The organism is Acidovorax sp. KPB24-07, from assembly GCF_057543315.1.
This window is the reverse complement of record NZ_BAAJYS010000554.1, coordinates 1-1780: the sequence shown is the minus strand read 5'-3', so window position 1 is coordinate 1780 and position 1780 is coordinate 1. Positions and strand designations below refer to the sequence as shown.

Sequence of the window (1780 nt, the reverse complement as noted above, 5' to 3'; positions counted from 1 at the left end):
CCGTGGCGCCGCCCACCGTCTCGGCCACGAAAGCGATCACGCGGTCCGCGCCCTGCGCGAGGATGGCGGCCTCCAGTTCCGCCGCCAGCCGCTGGCCGTAGGCCTGCGGAGACTCGCCGTCGCGCATCTCGCGGTACGGGTAGCAGGGCGACACGTGCGTGGCCGGCACGAGCAGCGGCGCGAACGGCGCGCGCCGCCAGGCGTTGCCGCCCACCGCGAGCGCGCCCAGCGTGTTGCCGTGGTAGCTCTGCCGCCGCGCGATGAAGTGCGTGCGCTGGGGCTCGCCCCGCTCCACGAAATACTGCCGCGCCATCTTGAGCGCGGCCTCCACGGCCTCCGAGCCCCCGCTCACGAAATAGGCATGGCTCGTGCCCGCCGGCGCGCCGCGCACCAGCGTCTGCGCCAGCTCCTCCGCCACGTCGGTGGTGAAGAAGCTGGTGTGGGCGTACGCGATGCGGTCGATCTGCCGGTGCATGGCGGCGATCACGTCGGCATGGCCATGGCCGAGCGAGGACACGGCGGCGCCGCCGCTGGCATCCAGGTAGGTGCGGCCGCTGGCGTCGCGGACCACCATGCCCTGCGCGCCCGCGGCGACAGGGGGGGTCTGGTGGAGATGGCGGTGCAGAACGTGGGTCATGGCGGGGCGGGCAAGGTTCGGTGGCGGCGGGGCGGTCAACGGATCAAAAAATCCATTTCCTATTTATTTGGAACAAATATACCAACACCTGCAAAAATTGCAACATGCGTTTTTTCGATCGATCAGATGGAACACATGTTCCAAACCCCATCCGGCCCTCCTTTCATGCCTGACCGTGCGCGCTTGCCCTACAGTCGTGCGGTGGTGCAGCGCGCCGCGCCGCCCTTTGTTCAGCCCTTGTCCAGGTCCGTTTCCATGAGTCTCAGAGACACCATTCGCCAGCGCCATGCCGGGCTGTCCCCCTCGCTGCAGCAGGCGGCCAAGTTCGTCATCGACCGTCCGAACGAGGTCGTGACCACCTCGATGCGCACCGTCGCCGCGCGCTCGGGCGTGCCCCCGGCCACCCTGGTGCGGTTCGCGCAGCAGCTGGGGTTCGAGGGCTGGCCTGCGCTTAAGGAGGCCCTGGCGCAGGACATGGGCCTGGGCAGCGAGCAATACGCCCCGCGGGCACGCCAGCTGGCCGGGCGTGCCAAGGACCAGTCGCTGGTGGGCGAGATGTTCGACGTGCACCGCCACAACCTGGAACAGACCGAGCGGCAGAGCGCCGTCTCGCTGCCGCGTGCCGCGCGGCTGCTGGAGCAGGCCCGCCATGTGCACGTGGCGGGCTTTCGCGCCTGCTTTCCCGTGGCGTTTTCTTTCGTCTATGTGTACCGGCTGTTTCGCCCCTCGGTCCATCTGGTGGACGGCCAGGGCGGCTCGCTGGAGATGCAGCTGCGCGCGCTGGCCAAGGGCGACGCGCTGGTGGTGGCCAGCTTCGCGCCGTACTCGCGCGAAGCGCTGCAGGCTGCCGAAGCGGCGCGCAGCGTGGGCGCGAAGGTGGTGGCGCTGACCGACAGCGAAGCCTCGCCGCTGTCGCTGCTGGCCCATGAGACGGTGCTGTTCGCCACCCAGAGCCCGTCGTTCTTTCCGTCGATCGCCGCCGCCACGGCGGTGGCGGAATCGCTGCTGGAACTGCTGGCCAGCCGCGCGGGCGCGCCGGGCATCGAGCGCATCGAGGCGGCCGAGCAGCACCTGGTGCGCTCGGGCGCCTACCTGCAGCCGGTCACCCTGCGCAAGCCGGGCGGTTGACCGCCGGCCCCGGGG

The 1780-nt window shown here is 70.2% G+C and carries 2 protein-coding genes; one reads left to right on the top strand and one right to left on the bottom strand.

What is annotated here, in order from left to right:
• Window positions 1-637 (bottom strand): aminotransferase class III-fold pyridoxal phosphate-dependent enzyme (locus tag AC27IQ_RS23750; protein WP_487091029.1); only part of this gene is annotated, 637 nt, incomplete at its 3' end.
• Between the two features lie 255 nt (window positions 638-892).
• Here AC27IQ_RS23750 and AC27IQ_RS23745 point away from each other — a divergent pair.
• The gene (locus tag AC27IQ_RS23745; RefSeq protein ID WP_272566430.1) at window positions 893-1765 is read left to right on the top strand and encodes a MurR/RpiR family transcriptional regulator; all 873 of its coding nucleotides are present in this window, start codon (window positions 893-895) and stop codon (window positions 1763-1765) included.
• The last annotated feature ends 15 nt before the right edge of the window (window positions 1766-1780 follow it).